Raw genomic sequence first — 17,375 nt, 5'->3', positions numbered from 1 at the left:
AACTCTTTACCGGAGACGGACGGTGAGGGCGAAAGCCCCGCCGTCCGTTTCTGTTTCTCCGATGAACTCGTTGTTCGTCATCCGCGCCCACGCGGGCACGTCCGTGCGGGCGGCCACGTCGGTGCACTCGACCGTCAGTTGATCTCCTGGAACGGCCGCGGCCGCTGCCTTGGCGAGTTCGATGATCGGCAACGGGCACAGCAGGTCACGCGCATCGATGCGAATGTCAGCCAAGGGCGGGCGCTCCAGATTCGCGTCGCAGCTCCTCGATGGCACGGATGCTCACCTCGATGAACCTCTCGATCTCCGGCTCCGAGACCCCTGGATGCAGCGCAACGCGCACGTTGCCGTGAGTCAGCGCGCCGATCGCCGCGAGCACTCGCGACGGCTCAAGGGTGCTCGTGGTGCACGCGGATCCTGAGCCCACCGCGAACCCCTTCTTGTCGAGCCGCGAGAGCAGCGCCTCGCCGTCCACGTAGAGGCAACTGAAGGTCACCACGTGCGGCAGTCGCTTGTCGGGGTCGCCCACCACGTCCACTCCCGGAACGGCCGCCATCCGCTCGCGGATCATGTCGACGAGCCACGCGAGACGCGTTGCCTCGCTGTCTGCGTTCTCAAGCCTCTCCTGTAGCGCCACGGCCGCGGCGAGCGCGAGCGGCACGCTCACTCCGCCGGGAGCCCAGTCGTCGCCTTCCGGCCACGCGGGCAGCCAGCGCGTTGACGGCCGCAGGGCCACAACACCAAGGCCCGACGGCCCGCCCCAGTCCGCGGGATTGCCCACCAAGGCGTCCCACGCCTCTGGCGCGGCGATGTGCCCGATCGAGCTCGTGGCGTCGACGACGAGCGGGACGCCGCGAGCCGACGTGAGGGCGTGCACGGCGTCGAGATCCTGGACCGTGCCCAACTCATGGTTGGCGTGCTGAATCGCGGTGAGTGCGACCGAAGGCTCGCCAAGGGCCTCCTCAAGCGCGGCAAGGTCCACGTGGCCAAGCGAGTCGACCGGCACCTCCCGAGGCGTCTTGTCGGACGCAAAAGACGCCGCGTGCATCGTCGCGTCCCGCTCGACCGCGCTCACAAGTACCTCATCGCGCCCGCGGCGCGCCGTCCAAATCCCCGCGAGCACGCGCTCAAGCCCAAGGACCGCGCTCGCCGTGAAGTGAACTCCTGCGGGCTGGGCGCCCAAAGCGTCGGCGATGGCCTCGCGAGAACCCTCAAGCAATGCCCTGGCGCGCCGCGCCTCACTGGACAGGCGCGCGGGGTCAGCCCAGCCGTCGGCCAGGCCGGCGAGCAAAGCCTCACGGGTGCGCTGAGACAGGGGAGCGGAGCCGCCGGCGTCAAGATAGGTGCGGGGCGCTGACATGCCTTCACGGTATCGCGCGATAGACTGACCGCGTGTCCAACAGCTCTCGTTCGCGCGCACCCAAAATGGCCCTTGCCGGGGCCGGTGCCGTGCTCGCCGCAGGCCTTTTAGCAGGGTGTACAACCGGAATCGAGAACGGCGCGTTGCCGTCCACTCCGGAGATCACCAACCAGACCGGAACCATCATCGAATTGTGGAATGGTTCGTGGATCGCGGCGCTCGTCGTCGGCGTCATCACGTGGGGTCTGATCCTGTGGTGTGTTGCGGTCTACCGCAAGCGCAAGGGTGACGAGAAGCTGCCGCCGCAGAACCGCGCGCACCTGCCACTTGAGCTCATGTACACCGCGGTGCCGCTCATCATGATTGCGGTGCTGTTCAAGTTCACGGCCGAGGACATGGCGGAGATCCGCGACACCAGCGCCACGCCCGACTACACGATCGAGGTCATCGGTAAGCAGTGGAGCTGGGACTTCAACTACACGGACGACAACACCTACACCGCGGGTGTGCAGGCGCAACTCACGGGTGAGGAGGGGGTCGAGGAAGACCTCCCCACGCTCTACCTGCCGGTGGACAAGCGCATCGAGTTCCACATCATGGCTCGCGACGTCATCCACTCGTTCTGGATTCCCGCGTTCCTGTACAAGGAAGACGCGATTCCCGGCCGCACCAACGTCTTCCAGGTGATTCCCACCAAGGAAGGCACCTACAAGGGCAAGTGCGCCGAGCTCTGCGGCGAGTACCACGCGTCGATGCTCTTCAATGTGAAGGTCGTTTCGCAGGCCGAGTACGAAGAGCACATGCAGTGGCTGCGCGACAACGGTTACGAGGGCCAGCTTGGCATCGAGTACAGCCGCGACCAGGTGGTGCAGATGACGGAGGATCACGAAGACTCCGGATACGACACCGAGACCAGCACCGAGGAGGAGGGTCACTGATGGCCACCGTCGCATACGAGACCGACACTCCCGGCACGGCAGCCCCGGCCATCCCCGTTGCCCCACGCAAGCAGGGCTCGATCGTCGTCACGTGGATCACCTCCACCGACCACAAGGTGATCGGCAAGCTCTACCTCATCACCTCGTTCTTCTTCTTCGTCGTTGGTGGTCTACTGGCGTTGCTCATCCGTGCGGAGCTCTTTGAGCCCGGCATGCAGGTGGTGCAGTCGGCAGAGCAGTACAACCAGCTGTTCACGATGCACGGCACGATCATGCTGCTGCTGTTCGCAACGCCGCTCTTCGCTGGGTTCGCGAACGCAATCATGCCGCTGCAGATTGGCGCCCCTGACGTCGCGTTCCCACGCCTCAACATGCTCGCGTACTGGCTGTACCTCTTTGGTGGCGTCATCGCGATGGCGGGCTTCTTCACCCCGCAGGGAGCGGCCTCGTTCGGCTGGTTCGCGTACGCGCCGCTGTCGAACTCCATCTACTCGCCGTCGCTCGGTGGCGACCTGTGGGTGTTCGGCCTTGCCCTTGGTGGCTTCGGAACCATCCTTGGTGCGGTCAACTTCATCACCACGATCGTCACGATGCGTGCGCCCGGAATGACGATGTTCCGCATGCCGATCTTCACGTGGAACACGCTTGTGACGTCCATGCTCGTGCTGCTCGCGTTCCCGCCCCTTGCGGCCGCGCTGCTTGCTCTCGGCTCCGACCGTCAGCTGCACTCGCAGGTCTTCAACCCCGACAACGGTGGCGCCGTGCTCTGGCAGCACCTGTTCTGGTTCTTTGGGCACCCAGAGGTCTACATCATCGCGCTGCCGTTCTTCGGCATCGTCTCCGAGATCTTCCCGGTGTTCTCTCGCAAGCCTCTGTTTGGTTACACGGGCCTCGTCTACGCGACCATCGCGATCGCCGCACTGTCCGTGACCGTGTGGGCGCACCACATGTACGTCACCGGCGCAGTGCTGCTGCCGTTCTTCGCGTTCATGACGATGCTTATCGCGGTCCCCACAGGCGTGAAGTTCTTCAACTGGATCGGCACGATGTGGCGAGGCAAACTCACGTTTGACACGCCCATGCTGTGGAGCGTCGGCTTCCTGGTCACGTTCCTCTTCGGTGGCCTCACGGGCATCATCCTGAGCTCGCCGCCGCTCGACTTCGCACTCAGCGACTCGTACTTCGTCGTTGCCCACTTCCACTACGTGGTGTTCGGCACGGTCGTGTTCGCGATGTTCGCCGGCTTCTACTTCTGGTGGCCAAAGTTCACGGGCAAGATGCTCGACGAGCGCCTTGGCAAGATCCACTTCTGGCTACTGTTCATCGGCTTCCACACCACGTTCCTCATCCAGCACTGGGTGGGCGTGCGTGGCATGGCCCGACGCTATGTGGACTACCTGCCAGAGGACGACTTCACGTGGATGAACCAGGTATCCACCGTGGGTGCGTTTGTGCTCGCGCTGTCGACGCTGCCGTTCCTGTGGAACGTCTACATCACCCAGCGCCGCGCACCCAAGGTCACGGTGGATGACCCCTGGGGCTTCTCCAACTCGCTCGAGTGGGCCACCTCGTGCCCGCCGCCGCGACACAACTTCACGTCGATCCCGCGCATCCGTTCGGAGCGTCCGGCGTTCGACCTCCACCACCCCGCGGCCGCCGCGATCGATCACGCGCACTCGAAGCATGATCCGCTCGTTGATGACGCCGAGGTGGAGACCGACGACTCCGCAGAGCGCAAGGGAGAGTAGGCATGGACCGGGAAGCAAACCTCTTCATTCTGCCCGCGCTGTTCTTCTTTGCTGCGGGGACTGTGTACGGCTTCTTGACGCACTTCCACGAGTGGGTTGGCTTCCTCGCCATCCTGCTCACGGGAGGCATGTTCCTCATGGTCGGCTACTACTTCCGCATGCTCGCCAAGCGTCACGGCAAGCGTCCCGAGGACCGAAACGACGGCGAGATCGCCGAGCTTGCGGGCGAGCAGGGTGTCTTCGCGCCGTGGTCCTGGTGGCCGCTCGTGCTCGCCGCCGCCGCCGCCCTCGGTTTTGCCGCACTGGCGATCGACTGGTGGATCATGGCCCCGGCAGCGGTGCTCGCCGTGATCGGCCTCGTGGGCTGGGTCTTCGAGTTCTCTCGCGGCCAGCACGCACACTAGTTAGCCGTGTTCATCCGCCCCATGACGGGCGAGGACGAGCTCATGCCGTTCCTCGTGGCCGCGATGGACTGGCGTAACCACAATGCGTGGACTCCTGAGAGCATCCTCGCTGCCCCTGACATCGCGCACTACATCACCGGCTGGCTGCGCCCAGGTGACTTCGGCCTCATCGCCGAGATCGATGGAATCCCGGCGGGGGCTGCGTGGTGGCGCACCTTCACCTCCGATGACCCCGGGTACGGATACGTCGCAGATGACGTCCCCGAAATAGGGCTAGCGGTACTCGCTGGGTGGCGAGGCCTTGGCTACGGGTCGCTGCTACTGACGGAGATCTGTGAGCACGCGCGTGACGCCGGCGTGCGCGGACTGAGCTTGTCCGTTGAGGACGGGAACGACGGCGCTCGGCGCCTCTACGAGCGCACAGGCTTCGCGGTGTGCGGGCGCGAAGGCAACTCCGACACGATGGTGCTGCGCCTCGCATGACGTGCTCCGTGAGTACCTGAGTGCTCAGTGGGCGTGCAGTTCCAGCATTGAGACCCTCACGGGGCGCGTGACAGCAAGCGAAAGGGCCCCACGCCTTCGCATGGGGCCCCTCGTCGCAGAAGCGAGAGCTACAGGTTCACGTGGCTCATGCCCTGGGCGTTCGCGAAGCGCTCCTGGACGTTCGCCCAGTTCACGACGTTCCACCAGGCCTTGATGTAGTCGGCCTTGACGTTCTTGTACTGCAGGTAGAACGCGTGCTCCCACATGTCGAGCGTGAGCAGCGGGATCAGGCCAATCGGCACGTTGCCCTGCTGGTCGTACAGCTGCACGATGAGCAGCTTCTTGGCGATGGTGTCCCACACCAGGATGGACCAGCCGGAGCCAAAGACCGTCATGGCGTTGTTCGTGAAGTGCGCCTGGAAGGCATCGAACGATCCAAAGTCGTTGTCGATCGCCGAGGCGAGGTCTCCCGTGGGCTTGTCGCCGCCGTCGGGGGACAGGTTGGTCCAGAAGATCGAGTGGTTGGTGTGACCACCAAGGTTGAACGCGAGCGCCCGCTCCACGCCGGCGACGGAATCGAACTCGCCCTTATCGCGGGCCTCCGCCAGCTGGTCGAGCGCCTTGTTGGCACCGGCCACGTAGGCGGCGTGGTGCTTGGAGTGGTGCAACTCCATGATTTCGCCCGCGATGTGCGGATCCAGTGCTCCGTAGTCGTAGTCGAGATCGGGAAGGCTGTAGACGGCCATGCTTCCTCCAACGTTGTGCCCAGGCTGGTGCCCAGACGGTTTCCGGGGACTTCTTGAGCCTAGCGAACTGCTAAGCCTTGCGTAGGCGACAACCCAGCCACAGCGTCGGGCATTCCTTAGCTGCGACTAGTGGTGAGCGTGGTGCTGGGCCTCTTCGTATTCTGCGGGCGTGACGGGGCGCACCCGCTGCTCGTAATAGAAGTGCGAGAGGCGCTGCTTGAAGCGGTCCCACTTGTAGCCCTTGCGCCGCACGCCACGAGCGTTGAACTCGTCGGCGATCTCCATGGGGGCGAGGTCCTCGTGCTGAACGCGCAGCCACACCTCTTGGTCAGAGAGCGGCTCGTGCACCTCGATGTACTCGCCGTGCTCGTGACGGACGATACGGCCCGTCTCGTGCCCGTGTAGTACCAGCTCACGGTCCTTGCGCTGCAGGCCAAAGCAAATGCGGCGCGTGATGAGGAACGACAGCACGGGCAGGGCGAAGATGCCCACGCGCGTCACCATGGTGATGTCATTGAGCGAGAGGTGGAAGAGGTTGGCGATGATGTCGTTCGAACCCTCGATTACGAGCAGCACGTAGAACGAGATGAGCGCCACGCCAATGCCAGTGCGAACGGGAACATTGCGCGGGCGGTCAAGGACGTGCTTCTCGCCGCGGTCGCCCGTTGCCCATGCCTCGAGCCAGGGGTAGATCGCGAGGAACGTGAAGAACAATCCAGGGATGACAACGGCGGGGATGAGGATGTTCCACGACAACGTGTACCCGCCGATGACCCACTCCGTTGGCACGCCGGCGATCCAGCCGGGCATCATGCGCAGCGCGCCGTCGACGAAGAGGATGTACCAGTCGGGCTGGGTGCCCGCGGAGACGGGGGAGGGGTCGTACGGTCCGTAGTTCCACACTGGGTTGATGGTGAACAGACCCGCGACAAGCGCGACCACGCCGAACACGACGAAGAAGAAGCCGCCAGCCTTCGCCATGTAGACGGGGAACAGGGGCAGGCCAACCACGTTGGTGTCCTTGCGGCCGCCGCCGGGGTACTGGGTGTGCTTGTGCAAGAACACCAAGAACAGGTGCACGGCGATGAGCCCGAGTATCAGGCCAGGCACCAGCAGAATGTGGGCCGTGAACATGCGAGGAATCAGTACCTCGCCAGGGAACTCGCCGCCAAACAGCCAGTACGAGATGTACGTGCCGATGATAGGGACGGACTTGATCACGCCGTCGATGATGCGCAGGCCGTTGCCGGAGAGAACGTCATCGGGAAGCGAGTAGCCCGTGAAGCCCGCGGCGAGCGACAGGATCATGAGCGTGAAGCCCACGAGCCAGTTGATCTCGCGAGGCTTGCGGAACGCGCCCGTGAAGAACACGCGCGCCATGTGAGTCACGATCGCCGCTGTGAACAGCAGCGCGGACCAGTGGTGCATTTGGCGGATCAGCATTCCGCCGGGCACCTGGAAGCTGGTCACGAGCGTGGACTCGAAGGCCTTCGACATCTCGACGCCGTGCATCGTGGCGAACTCGCCCTCGTAATGCACGATGTCCATCGACGGGACAAAGAACGCCGTGAGGAAGATACCGGTGATGACGAGCACCAGGAACGAGTACAGCGCAATCTCGCCAAGCATGAACGACCAGTGGTCGGGGAAGAGTTTGCGAGCGAAGAACTTGACGAAGCCACCGATTGTGGTGCGCTCGTCTACCCAGTTTGCAGTGCCCGCTGCTGCGGCATTGACTTTGGCGCCCATTAGGAGCTGACCTCCTCAATGGCGGAAGGCGAAGGGGATGGAGACGTTCCCTTAAGGCGGTCCCAATAGGACGGGCCCACGGGCTCGTGGAAGTCACTCTGCGCGATGATGTAGCCCTCATCGTCAACCGCGATGGGCAGCTGGGGGAGCGGGCGCTTCGCGGGGCCGAAGACCACCTTGGCGCCGTTCGCGACGTCGAACGTGGACTGGTGGCACGGGCACAACAAGTGGTGGGTCTGCTGTTCGTACAGCGCTACGGGGCATCCCACGTGCGTGCAGATCTTCGAGTAAGCGATGATGCCGTCGAAGGACCAGCTCTCGCGACCCTCTTGGATGTTGAGGTCACGCGGATCCATGCGGATGAGAAGCACCACAGCCTTGGCCTTCTCCTCAAGCTTGCCGTGCTCGAGCTCGTTGAGGCCTTCGGGGATCACGTGAAAAACGGATCCGATGGTGACGTCAGCGGCCTTAATGGGCGTGCCGTCAGGGTCGCGCGCAAGGCGCGTTCCCTTAGCCCACATCGTGTGGCGGAACTTGGAGACGTTCCAGTCGCCTCCCATGTTGCCAATCTGGGGGACCAAGACGGCGAGCGGGGCGATCGCCACCGCGGTGATGAGCGAGCCCTTCAGCAGGGTGCGGCGGTTGGTGGTGAGGCCAGAGTCCTCTGCGCCGTCCTTGAGGTTCTGGATGGCGGCCTCGCGGCTCTCGTCCGAGGTGCGCAGCGCGTGGCGCTCCTCCACCATCTCGTGATCGCGCATGAGCGTGCGAGCCCAGTGAATGGCGCCAAGGCCAATGCCAAGCATCGCGAAGCACAGGCTCACGCCAAGCAGGATGTTGACCAGGCGGATCGAGGCGATCTCTTCGGTCTGGTCTTGCACAAAGTAGACGACCAACGTGGCGATGGTGCCGAGGATCGAGATGCCGAACAGTGCGGCCACTTGACGCTCCGCGCGCTTTGCCGCTGCGGGGTCAACGTCTGCGCGACGCGGGCGGTGCGGGGGCAGTCCGGGGTCAACCCACTGGCCGTCGGCGTGCACGCCGGACTCGGTGTGCTGCTTCTCTTCGGTACTCATGAGGCGCGGGCTCCCACGTAAATGGTGCTGGCGATGATCAGGCCAAGCGCGACGAGCCAGCCCCAAAAGCCTTCGGCGACAGGGCCGATGCTTCCGAGCTTGAGGCCGCCGGGCGAACCCTGCTGCTGGAAGTCGAGGTACGCGATGATGTTGCGCTTGTTCTCTGGGGTGATGTTGGCGTCGTTGAACACGGGCATCGACTGGGGGCCAACGAGCATCGCCTCGTAGATGTGGGTGTTCGAGGTGCTCCACAGGTTGGGCGCGAACTTGCCTTGAGTGAGCGCGCCACCACCGCCGATGGAGCCGTGGCACATCGCGCAGTTGGTGCGGAAGATCTCCATGCCGACGGCGGCGTCACCGAGCGCCGGGTCCACCATTTCAGCGGTGGGAATAGCGGGCCCTTCGCCAAGCGACGCGACGTAGGCAGCGAGCTGCGAGATCTGCTCCGCGTCGAACTGAGGCTTCTTCTCTTGTACCTGCGGGCCGGAGGCCTGCATCGGCATGCGGCCCGTTCCCACCTGGAAGTCAACCGCCGCAGCGCCCACGCCAATAAGCGAGGGGGCCACGCCGTCGGTGCCTTGAGCGTCGAGCCCGTGGCACGAGGCGCAGTTTGCGGCGAACAGCTTCTGGCCTTCGGCGACGTCATCAGCGGTAGCCGTGGCAGCGTCGGCCGGCGAGCCGTTGGCAACGAAGCCAATGGCGGTAAGCGCCGCGAGAAGAATGAGAACGAGCAGAACGGGGGCCGACTTGCTGTAGCGCCGGCGAGCGAGGGCGTTCATCACTCTCCCTTACTTGATCAGGTAGATCACGGCGAAGAGCGCGATCCAGACAACGTCAACAAAGTGCCAGTAGTACGAGACCACGATGGTGGTGGTGGCCTCGTGAACCCCATACTTCTTGGCGGCAAACTGGCGGCCGAGCACGAAAAGCATGGCGATGAGTCCGCCGAGCACGTGGAGGCCGTGGAAGCCAGTCGTCAGATAGAAGACGGAGCCGTATGGGCTCGACGAAATCGTGAGTCCGTGCTCGATGAGCTCGGTGTACTCGAGCACCTGGCCCGCGATAAAGACCGAGCCCATGATGTAGGTGAGGACCCACCACTCTTGCTGTCCCCAGGCGCGGAAGTTGAAGATCGACCCGGTGCGCTTGGCCTGGTAGCGCTCAGCGGCCCACACGCCCGCTTGCGCGGTGAACGAGGACAGCACAAGCACCGTGGTGTTGGCTGCCGCGAACGGCACGTTGAGCTCGGCGGTCCACTTGGCCCACTCCTCGGGCACCTCCGCGCGCAACGTGAAGTACATCGCGAAGAGTCCAGCGAAGAACATGAGCTCGGAACTGAGCCACACGATCGTGCCAACGGCAACCTGATTTGGTCGCGTGGCATGGATCGGCGAAGGGACGGCCGTTGCCTGGGACATAGGTCCCATTATTGCGTACGAGTGCCCTGGTGTGTGCCATTGTCCGACGGTCCGGCGAGCCTTGTCCGGAAGGTCGCCTTCAGCGGTGGTGCGGTCGTGCGAGAATGGCCGACATGAGTGACCTGGTGACGCATGAATCGGCAGCGCCGGCCCCACGTGCTGCACGCATTCTGATCTACAGCGATGACCTCCACGTTCGCGAGAATGTGCGGTTCGCGGTTGGCTCCACGACTCACGGAAGGCCGGTGGAGTGGACGGAGACGGCGACCCACGACGCGGTCATCGGCGCGCTCGACACCGCGACCTTTGATCTGGTGATCCTTGACGGCGAGACCGCGAAGTCAGGGGGCATGGGAATCTGCAGGCAGATGAAGGCGGAGCTCTATCACTGCCCTCCCATCCTGTTGCTCGTTGGGCGCCCTTCCGACGCATGGTTGGCAACGTGGTCCGAGGCGGATGCCGCGGTCTCGCACCCTCTCGATCCGTTTGTTGTCCGCGAGGCGGTTGACGAGTTCTTCGAGCCCGCTACGGCAAGCTGACCGTCTCATGGCAACGCTCCAAGAGCTGCTGTCGCGCCTCGTAGAGCACGACGACCTCACGGCTGAAGAGACCGCCGCGGTCATGGATCAGGTGCTCACGGACAACGCGTCTCCCGTGGTGATTGGCGCCTTCCTCGCGGCGCTGCGCGTCAAGCGTGAGACCCCTGAAGAGGTCGCGGGACTCGCCGACGCGATGCTCAAGCACGCGATCCGCATTGAGGTACCAGGACGCTCCGTGGACATCGTGGGCACTGGTGGCGACGGCTACAACACCGTCAACATCACCACCATGGCCGCGTTGGTCACTGCTGGGACCGGGCTGACTGTGGTGAAGCACGGAAACCGCGGGGCTACGTCGATGTCCGGTTCCGCTGACGTGCTTGCGGCCCTTGGTCTGCGACTTGACTTGCCGCCAGAGCGCGTGGCCGAGCTCGCAACAGAGGTGGGGATCACGTTCTGCTTCGCCCAGGTGTTCCACCCGGCGATGCGCCACGCGATGCCGATCCGCAAGGAGATCGGGATTCCCACGACGCTCAACATTCTTGGGCCGCTCACCAACCCCGCGCAGCCCATCGCGAGCGCGATTGGCTCCTCGAGCCTGAGGGTATCTCCCGTTCTTGCTGGCGTGCTGTCCCAGCAGGGTCGGCAAGGAATGGTGTTCCACAGCGACGACGGCCTCGACGAGCTCTCGCCGACTGGTGCCGCTTCGGTGTGGGAAGTCCGCGGCGACGGAGTCACGGAACTGCGGCTGGATCCCGTTGCGGACCTTGGCCTTGCGCGAATCACGATCGACGACCTTCGTGGCGGGGATGCAGAGGCGAACGCTCGTGTGGTCCGCGACGTGCTCGCCGGTGGTGGGGGAGCGGCTCGAGAGACGGTGTTGCTCAATTCGGCCGCGGGGATCGTGGCCGACGGCACGCTGCCGGGCACCTCGAGCGGCACAATCGTGGAGCGTTTCGCCGCTGGAATTGAGCACGCTCGCGAGTCGGTTGACTCGGGTGCCGCGGCCGCGGTTCTCGATCGCTGGGTTTCTGCGTCCGCGGCATAGTCGCGATCGTCTCGCACCCGAAACGTATCGAATTCCCTGCTAAATCGCCTCTTGGCGTTCCCGTTTGACGAAAACGAGTTTCCAACCTACGGTTCCCGACATCGTTATCGAAATCGTTATCGACTCGGAAGGTTGATGCGGTATCGATGGCGTGGCTTAGGCGGTACTGGCCCGCGCGCATCGGGGCGCGCGGCCCGCCCATGTGCGCAAAGGAGCGTTCATGCTTAGGACCAAATCGGTAGCTGCCGTCTCGGCACTACTGGGACTGATCGCGGCGGCGGTCGTCACTATCCCTGCGCAAGCGGCACCTGCGCCGGGAAGCGTCACCATCGACTTTGAGGACTCGACGCTTGGCGGGTGGCAGCAGAACGGCAGCCCCACGTTGGCGTATGTTGCGGACCCTGACAATGCGGAGAACACGGTCTTGAGCGTGTCGGGCCGCACGTCTGGGTACTTCGGCATTCAGTCGCCGGTGGGCGCGTTCGATGAGGGCGTTGCGTACACGATTACGGCGAAGGTGCGCACGGCAGGCACAAGCGGTGCGGCGCACTTCACGTACAACGAGCCTGGTGCTGACAACGAGTACTCGTGGGTGGGCAACACCTCCACAGGCACGGACTCCGCGTGGAAGACCGTCACCGGCACCTTCACGCCTGGAGCGGGTGCGGACTCCGCGAAGATCTACTTCGAGGTCGAAGGACTCCTCGACTACCTCGTCGACGACATCACCGTCACCTACCTCTCCGAGTGCACCGATGGCCCTGAGCCCGGCACCGTAGTGGTCAGCACCGGCTTCGAAGAGGGACTCGACGGGTGGGTCAAGCGGGACAACGGCACTGGCGACTTCTCGCTCGAGCGCGTTGACACCGACGCCCACGACGGTGACTACTCCGCTCTGGTCTCGGAGCGGGTGTCCCAGGGCAACGGCATCGGCCACGATCTCACGGGCCTCATTGAGGCGGGCGCTCAGTACGAGTTCACTGCATGGGTGAAGCTCGCGGACGCATCCTCTGACCGCTTGTGGCTCTCGATGCGCGTCACGAACGAGGGCTCCGACGCGTACAACACGCTCGGTCAGTTCACCGGCCTTGCCGGGGGCCAGTGGCACCAGGTCACGGCAACCTTCAGCGCACCGAGCGCTGACGGTCTCTTCCTGTACCTCGAGACGCCGTACGCAAGCGGCGAGGCCGGAGACACCACGGACTTCTACGTGGACGACATCTCGCTCGTGGTTCCCGAGCCGCCCGTGGTGCAGGACCTCACGCCCATCAAGAGCACGGTCGACTTCCCTGTGGGAGTCGCGATCGATCAGCGCGAGACCCTTGGAGCCCCGTCGGAGCTGCTCCTGAAGCACTTTGACCAGATCACGCCAGAGAACTACATGAAGCCTGAGGCTTGGTACAACGCCGACGGCGAGTGGGACCCCAACTCTGCGCAGATCGACAGCCTCATGGACTTCGCCAAGGCGAACGACATCCGCGTCTACGGTCACGTGCTCGTGTGGCACAGCCAGACTCCTGCATGGTTCTTCCAGGATGACGAGGGCAACCCGCTCACCAACTCCGAGGGGGACAAGCAGATCCTCCGCGACCGCATGCGCGACCACATCAATAATGTCGCGGATTACCTGGCGCAATGGGGCGACTTCGGAGACGGCAACCCCATTACTGCGTTCGACGTCGTGAACGAGGTCATTGACGACTCGTCGGCGTACGCGGACGGCATGCGCCGTTCCGAGTGGTACCGAATCCTTGGTGAGGAGTTTGTTACCGACGCGTTTGAGTACGCAGAGTCGGCGTTCAACCAGGGCGAGCACACTGCCGCTGGTGTTGACCGTCCCGTCAAACTCTTCATCAATGACTACAACACGGAGCAGTCCGGAAAGCGCGGGCGCTACCTTGCCCTCGTCGATCGCCTGCTCGCCGCTGATGTGCCCGTAGACGGCATTGGTCACCAGTTCCACGTGAGCCTGTCCATGCCGGTGTCTGCGATGGACGAGGCGCTTACCGACGCCTCCACGCGCGGCCTGCTGCAGGCCGTCACGGAGCTCGATGTCCCCACGGGCACTCCGGAATCGGCAGCCAAGTTCATTGACCAGGGTTACTACTACCGCGATGCATTCGAGATCTTCAGGGCGCACGCGGAGCAGCTCTACTCGGTGACCGTGTGGGGTCTCAACGACGCTCGCTCGTGGCGTGACTCGAGCGGTGGACCGCTTGTGTTCGACGACGGCTTCCAGGCGAAGCCCGCGTACTACGGCATCGTTGAGCCGTCGGGCGAAGAGGACCCGCTGCCCGCGCGACTGCGCACAGCGAACTCGTTCGCGGGCGACATCGCCGCCACTGCGGAGGGTGCCGCGGCTGGCGACTGGAAACTGCTCCCGTTGCTTTCTGCCGGTGAAAACGCAGGGTTCCAAACCCGGTGGGCCGATGACCACCTCACCGTCTTCGTTGATGTTGACGACGCGGTGGCGAACGACGGTGATGGCGTGACGGTGTTCCTTGGCGACGCGGAGTACTTCTTGCCGCGCAGCGGGGGAGCCCAAGGTGCGGTCGTTGAAGGCGAGGGTGGATACAAGGCCATCCTGTCTATTCCGCTCGATGACGCGGCGATTGGCGACACGATCCAGCTGGACGTGCGCGTCACCGACGACGCCACCACGGACGGGTGGAACACCGCGGGGGTCACTGGCACCGTCACGCTCGTCGAGGCACTGTCGCACACCGATGTGCCCGAGGCTGCGGTGGCGCCTGCGATCGACGGAACGCTTGACCCTGTGTGGAGCACATCGTCGTCGGTGCAGACGCTCAAGCAGGTGTCCGGCACGGATGGAGCGATCGGCACTTTCCACTTGCTGTGGAAGGGGCAGACCCTCTACGTCTACGCAGAGGTTGCGGATCCGACGGTCGACACCACCGGTTCCGACCCCTGGATCCAGGACTCGATCGAGATGTATCTCGACGCGGGCAACTCCAAGAACGGCTCGTACCGCTACGACGACACGCAGATCCGCATTAACGCGGATGGCGCCATCTCGTTCGGAACTGGCGACGAGACGTTCCAGGCCAACCGCGTGCAGTCCTCGGCTAAGCGAGTCGACGGCGGCTACGTGGTCGAGGCAGCCATCAGCCTGCTCGAGTACGGCGGCCTCGGATCTATCCAGGGCCTCGACGTGCAGGTGAACGACGCCACTGGTGGCGCTCGCACTGCCATCCGCAACTGGGCGGATCCCACGGGTACGGGGTACCAGACCTCTGCCCGTTGGGGCGTGGCGAGCCTCGTTGAGGGCACGCTCATCGCACAGGACGCCTTCACGCCCAAGTTGAGCGGTTCTGCCGTGGTTGGCACCACCCTCAAGGTGACCGGCCTTCCCGCAGGCTCAACGTTGAGCTACCAGTGGCTGCGCAACGGCGTTGCCATCGCTGGAGCCACGGCAAGCACCTACAAGCTGGGAACGGCCGACGCTGGCAAGAAGATCAGCGTTCAGGTCACCTCGGTGCGGGCTGGGTACGTTGACCGCACGGAGACCTCCGCGCAGTCGGCGACAGTGCTCAAGACCTTCACCAAGACCACCTCGCCGAGCATTTCGGGAACGGTCAAGGTGGGAGCCGTCGTCAAGGCGAAGGTGTCTGCGTGGTCGCCCTCTGCCAGCTACTCGTACCAGTGGTACAGCAACGGCAAGGCGATCAAGGGAGCCACGAAGTCGAGCTTCAAGATCACGCGCTCGCAAGCTGGCACCACGCTCACTGTGAAGGTGACGGGTAAGCGCTCTGGCTACGTCCCGGTGACGAAGGCATCGGCAGGCAAGAAGGTGCCGCTGCTGACGCTCACGGTGGACCGCTCCAAGCTGAACGGGCCCACTCGTGTGGGTGGCGTGCTGCGGGTGACCGCTGGCGCCTCTCACCCTGTGTCCACGGTCAAGACCTATCAGTGGAAGGCGAATGGAAAGGCGATCTCCGGCGCCACCAAGTCCACGTACACGGTCAAGAGGGCTGACCTGGGCAAGCGCATTACGGTCTCGGTGACGTATCGCGCGCAGGGCTTCGCGACGAAGGTCGTGGTGGTAGGACCCACGTACCGAATCGCGGCGCGCTAACGAGGGGTGCTGCCGGCGCTGGCTCTGTCCGCTTCGCGGGCCGTGATCCAGCGCCGGTGGCGCCCTGCGCCGTTGACCCCCATGGACCACTCGCCGTCCACATACAACAGGCGAGTACCCGGTTGTTCAAGCCACCGCGACACGAGTTCGCGTTCCTCCACGAGCACGTCCGTTGGGACGTCGAGGGACTGGGTGAGGCGACGCAACCGGTTGGCGGCGTCCCAGACGCCAGTGGCAACGCGTTCCGATCCCACGAGGGCCCCTTCCGCAATCGCGGCGAGGTCCCATTCCGCGCCCACCCTGCGCACCGCGACGATGGAGCAGCGTGCGAGGGCGTCGAGGCGTTGCGCGCGCATGGCACCATCGACGAAGGCGCTCACTCCGTCACGCAGCTGGGCCGCGCGTTCAAAGTTCAGTGTTTCCGCATGCTCGGCGATGGCCCGTTCCACTGCCGAAACCATGCCGCTTGGGTCATCGGATAGGGCCGCGCGAGCAGCCGCGATGACCGAGTCGTATTCGGATTCCGCGCCCAGTACGCATGGCGCGGCACACGCGCCCAAGTCCTTCAGCAGGCACGCCCTGGCCCCCGCGCGCGGTGTGATCGGCAAGCGCGTGGTGCACGTACGTACCCCAAGTGCCACTTGCGTGACCTCGATAGCCAGGCGAGCGTCGGACGCCCCACGCATGGGCCCCAGGACCGCATCCGCCTTGCCTGCAGAGCGAGACACCGTGAGGCGCGGGAAGCGCTCATCGGTGAGGCGCACCCACGCGGTGCGCTCTGGGCGAGCGGAGCGCCGGTTGTAGCGGGGCCTGAACTCGTTGATGAGGCGAACCTCGCGCACGTTCGCCTCGAGCTCCGTGGCGCACACGATGGTGTCGACGCTCACCGCAAGTTCAAGCATGTCCCGCACACCACGGCGCTGTTCGGCCCGGGTGAAGTAGGACTTCACCCGCGAGCGCAGGTTCTTTGAGGTGCCCACATAGAGGCGCTCGCCGCGAGGGCCCCGGAAGATGTAGACGCCCGGCTTGCTCGGCACGGCGTCGGCCATGCGTGCCTTCTTGCGCACGCGTTCGGGCATGGGGTTGCGCAGCGCGTCAAGATCTTCGCGGTGCGTGATGCCGAACGCAGCGAGCCGCTCGAACATCTTGTGCATGATCTCGGCAGTGGCACGGGCGTCCGCGAGGGCCCGGTGGTTGGGAGTGACCTCGGTGCCGAACACGCGCGCGAGCGTGGACAGCTTCTTGTTGGGCGCCTCCTCTTTGGTGGTGGCCCTGCGGGCGAGCGTGACGGTATCCACGACCTCGCTACCAGGCCATTTGTAGCCGTGCGTGCGGCACGCTGCCCTCAGGAAGCCCGTGTCAAAGGGGGCGTTATGCGCCACCAGCACGGCGTCGCCAAGGAACTCAAGGAACGCGGGAAGCACCTCCTCGATGGGGGGCGCCTCGACGACCATGGCATCGGTGATGCCCGTGAGCGCAACGATCATGGGCGGGATGGGGGCGCCAGGATTGACGAGAGTCTGGAACTCGCCGATGACCTCGCCGCCGCGCGTCTTCACGGCGCCGATCTCTGTGATCTGGCTGGAGACGTGGCTGCCGCCGGTTGTCTCAAGGTCCACCGTGACAAACGTGGTTTGTGAAAGCGGCTCCCCAAAGTCATCCAGGCGACGCTGCAGATGCAGCATCTGCTCTACGGTGGATGAGGGCGAAGTGGCCATACGGCGAACCTACGTCAGGCCACTGACACGAGCCATGTCAGACCCCGCGAATACC

The 17,375-nt window shown here is 64.5% G+C and carries 15 protein-coding genes; 7 read left to right on the top strand and 8 right to left on the bottom strand.

Annotated elements, in window-relative coordinates:
* Nucleotides 1-6 precede the first annotated feature (6 nt).
* Both QM618_RS02360 and QM618_RS02355 read right to left on the bottom strand, forming a co-directional pair.
* The gene (locus QM618_RS02360; protein WP_428094438.1) at nt 7-234 is read right to left on the bottom strand and encodes a sulfurtransferase TusA family protein; all 228 of its coding nucleotides are present in this window, start codon (nt 232-234) and stop codon (nt 7-9) included.
* Entirely contained in the window at nt 227-1,360 is a 1,134-nt protein-coding gene (locus QM618_RS02355) for a cysteine desulfurase family protein (RefSeq protein ID WP_428094434.1), read from the bottom strand. Before QM618_RS02355 ends, QM618_RS02360 begins: the two co-directional genes overlap by 8 nt.
* A gap of 32 nt (nt 1,361-1,392) precedes the next feature.
* Here QM618_RS02355 and ctaC point away from each other — a divergent pair, with 32 nt between their 5' ends.
* From ctaC to QM618_RS02335, 4 genes are read left to right on the top strand one after another with little or no spacing between them, the layout of a single operon-like run.
* A complete protein-coding gene (gene ctaC, locus QM618_RS02350) occupies nt 1,393-2,298 on the top strand; it encodes an aa3-type cytochrome oxidase subunit II (RefSeq protein ID WP_428094430.1) in 906 nt (301 codons plus the stop codon).
* Complete coding sequence (ctaD, locus tag QM618_RS02345) at nt 2,298-4,046, top strand: aa3-type cytochrome oxidase subunit I (protein WP_428094427.1); 1,749 nt, start codon at nt 2,298-2,300, stop codon at nt 4,044-4,046. The genes ctaC and ctaD overlap by 1 nt, the downstream gene beginning before the upstream one ends.
* Before the next feature lie 2 nt (nt 4,047-4,048).
* Nucleotides 4,049-4,450, top strand: a complete 402-nt coding sequence (locus tag QM618_RS02340; protein ID WP_428094424.1) for a cytochrome c oxidase subunit 4 — start codon at nt 4,049-4,051, stop codon at nt 4,448-4,450.
* A 6-nt stretch (nt 4,451-4,456) separates the two neighbouring features.
* A complete protein-coding gene (locus QM618_RS02335; RefSeq protein ID WP_428094421.1) occupies nt 4,457-4,933 on the top strand; it encodes an N-acetyltransferase family protein in 477 nt (158 codons plus the stop codon).
* Nucleotides 4,934-5,061: 128 nt separating this feature from the next.
* Here QM618_RS02335 and QM618_RS02330 read toward each other — a convergent pair whose 3' ends face one another.
* The 5 genes from QM618_RS02330 to ctaE form a co-directional block, all read right to left on the bottom strand.
* On the bottom strand, nt 5,062-5,679 hold the full coding sequence (locus QM618_RS02330; protein ID WP_428094418.1) for a superoxide dismutase: 618 nt from the start codon (nt 5,677-5,679) through the stop codon (nt 5,062-5,064).
* Nucleotides 5,680-5,805: 126 nt separating this feature from the next.
* On the bottom strand, nt 5,806-7,428 hold the full coding sequence (qcrB, locus tag QM618_RS02325) for a cytochrome bc1 complex cytochrome b subunit (protein ID WP_428094415.1): 1,623 nt from the start codon (nt 7,426-7,428) through the stop codon (nt 5,806-5,808).
* The gene (gene qcrA / locus QM618_RS02320; protein ID WP_428094411.1) at nt 7,428-8,501 is read right to left on the bottom strand and encodes a cytochrome bc1 complex Rieske iron-sulfur subunit; all 1,074 of its coding nucleotides are present in this window, start codon (nt 8,499-8,501) and stop codon (nt 7,428-7,430) included. The genes qcrB and qcrA overlap by 1 nt, the downstream gene beginning before the upstream one ends.
* Nucleotides 8,498-9,280 (bottom strand): cytochrome bc1 complex diheme cytochrome c subunit, encoded by a 783-nt coding sequence (qcrC, locus tag QM618_RS02315; RefSeq protein ID WP_428094406.1) that lies wholly within the window; start codon nt 9,278-9,280, stop codon nt 8,498-8,500. Before qcrC ends, qcrA begins: the two co-directional genes overlap by 4 nt.
* Before the next feature lie 9 nt (nt 9,281-9,289).
* The gene (ctaE, locus tag QM618_RS02310) at nt 9,290-9,919 is read right to left on the bottom strand and encodes an aa3-type cytochrome oxidase subunit III (protein WP_428094403.1); all 630 of its coding nucleotides are present in this window, start codon (nt 9,917-9,919) and stop codon (nt 9,290-9,292) included.
* A gap of 113 nt (nt 9,920-10,032) precedes the next feature.
* Between ctaE and QM618_RS02305 the strand changes: the two genes are divergently transcribed.
* The 3 genes from QM618_RS02305 (at nt 10,033) to QM618_RS02295 (ending at nt 15,602) form a co-directional block, all read left to right on the top strand.
* Nucleotides 10,033-10,458, top strand: a complete 426-nt coding sequence (locus QM618_RS02305; protein WP_428094400.1) for a hypothetical protein — start codon at nt 10,033-10,035, stop codon at nt 10,456-10,458.
* Nucleotides 10,459-10,465: 7 nt separating this feature from the next.
* Complete coding sequence (trpD, locus tag QM618_RS02300; protein ID WP_428094397.1) at nt 10,466-11,506, top strand: anthranilate phosphoribosyltransferase; 1,041 nt, start codon at nt 10,466-10,468, stop codon at nt 11,504-11,506.
* Between the two features lie 220 nt (nt 11,507-11,726).
* Nucleotides 11,727-15,602: an endo-1,4-beta-xylanase gene (locus tag QM618_RS02295; RefSeq protein WP_428094394.1), complete on the top strand. Its 3,876-nt coding sequence runs from the start codon at nt 11,727-11,729 to the stop codon at nt 15,600-15,602.
* Here the strand turns inward: QM618_RS02295 and QM618_RS02290 are convergent.
* The gene (locus tag QM618_RS02290) at nt 15,599-17,320 is read right to left on the bottom strand and encodes a DEDD exonuclease domain-containing protein (RefSeq protein WP_428094390.1); all 1,722 of its coding nucleotides are present in this window, start codon (nt 17,318-17,320) and stop codon (nt 15,599-15,601) included. The genes QM618_RS02295 and QM618_RS02290 overlap by 4 nt on opposite strands.
* Nucleotides 17,321-17,375 lie beyond the last annotated feature (55 nt).

The sequence above is a fragment of the Demequina sp. genome (assembly GCF_049841215.1).
Taxonomy (GTDB): Bacteria; Actinomycetota; Actinomycetes; order Actinomycetales; family Demequinaceae; genus Demequina.
Note: the sequence above shows the minus strand (reverse complement) of the source record. Positions and strands in the feature narration are given on the sequence as shown.

Bases quoted from the DNA above. Each gene is read 5' to 3' on its own strand.
- QM618_RS02305 (WP_428094400.1), top strand. From the start codon at position 10,033: ATGAGTGACCTGGTGACGCATGAATCGGCAGCGCCGGCCCCACGTGCT.
- qcrA (WP_428094411.1), bottom strand. From the start codon at position 8,501: ATGAGTACCGAAGAGAAGCAGCACACCGAGTCCGGCGTGCACGCCGAC.
- trpD (WP_428094397.1), top strand. From the start codon at position 10,466: ATGGCAACGCTCCAAGAGCTGCTGTCGCGCCTCGTAGAGCACGACGAC.
- qcrB (WP_428094415.1), bottom strand. From the start codon at position 7,428: ATGGGCGCCAAAGTCAATGCCGCAGCAGCGGGCACTGCAAACTGGGTA.
- QM618_RS02330 (WP_428094418.1), bottom strand. From the start codon at position 5,679: ATGGCCGTCTACAGCCTTCCCGATCTCGACTACGACTACGGAGCACTG.
- QM618_RS02290 (WP_428094390.1), bottom strand. From the start codon at position 17,320: ATGGCCACTTCGCCCTCATCCACCGTAGAGCAGATGCTGCATCTGCAG.
- QM618_RS02340 (WP_428094424.1), top strand. From the start codon at position 4,049: ATGGACCGGGAAGCAAACCTCTTCATTCTGCCCGCGCTGTTCTTCTTT.
- QM618_RS02355 (WP_428094434.1), bottom strand. From the start codon at position 1,360: ATGTCAGCGCCCCGCACCTATCTTGACGCCGGCGGCTCCGCTCCCCTG.
- qcrC (WP_428094406.1), bottom strand. From the start codon at position 9,280: ATGAACGCCCTCGCTCGCCGGCGCTACAGCAAGTCGGCCCCCGTTCTG.
- ctaE (WP_428094403.1), bottom strand. From the start codon at position 9,919: ATGTCCCAGGCAACGGCCGTCCCTTCGCCGATCCATGCCACGCGACCA.
- QM618_RS02295 (WP_428094394.1), top strand. From the start codon at position 11,727: ATGCTTAGGACCAAATCGGTAGCTGCCGTCTCGGCACTACTGGGACTG.
- ctaD (WP_428094427.1), top strand. From the start codon at position 2,298: ATGGCCACCGTCGCATACGAGACCGACACTCCCGGCACGGCAGCCCCG.